This is a genomic window from Roseateles sp. P5_E1 (assembly GCF_054049335.1).
Genome location: NZ_JBFUMN010000219.1, coordinates 1 through 685 on the forward strand (window position 1 = coordinate 1; position 685 = coordinate 685).

Sequence of the window (685 nt, forward strand, 5' to 3'; positions counted from 1 at the left end):
CTCCAGGCGGAAGATCGAGGTCGAACCGGCCACCAGCAGGCTGCCGTCGGCACCGCGGGTGGGGGCGTCCTTGACGATGTGCGGATGCTCGTCCTCGATATCGCCGACCACCACTTCCAGCAGGTCCTCCAGGGTGAAGAAGCCCAGGATGCGGCCATGTTCCTCCACGCACAGCGCCAGGTGCGTGGTGCCGGTACGGAAGCGTTCGAGCACGCTGGGGACCGGAGTTTCCAGCGCGATCAGGTTGGCCGGGCGCAGCAGCGCGCGCAGGTCGTCGGTGGGCCTGCCACGCGCGATTTCGACCAGCAGGTCCTTCATGTGCAGGATGCCCAGCACGTCTTCGCCATCACGGTCGAACCACGGGTAGCGGCTGTAGCGGCTTTCGGCGAATTCGGCCATCACCTCGGCCAGCGCCATGCCATCGCGGAACGAACGCATGTGGTCGCGCGGGCGCATCAGGTCGCCGGCGACCAGTTCGGGCAGTTCCAGGGCATGGCTCATCAGCGTCAGGCCGTGGTCCGGCGCACTGCCCGTGGGCTGCTGGCGGCCGACGATCAGCTTGAGTTCCTCGCGCGAGTAACGGTGCGAGGTGTGTTCCACATCGCCCCAGCCGGCCAGCCGCAGCAGCGCGTTGGCGCTGTTGTTGAGCAGCCAGATCGCCGGGTACATCGCCCAGTAGAACAGG

General features: G+C 67.3%; 1 protein-coding gene. It reads right to left on the minus strand.

What is annotated here, in order from left to right; all coding sequences use genetic code 11:
- On the minus strand, positions 1–685 hold a 685-nt coding region (locus ACXJKJ_RS30705), incomplete at both ends, for a CBS domain-containing protein (RefSeq protein WP_457395263.1).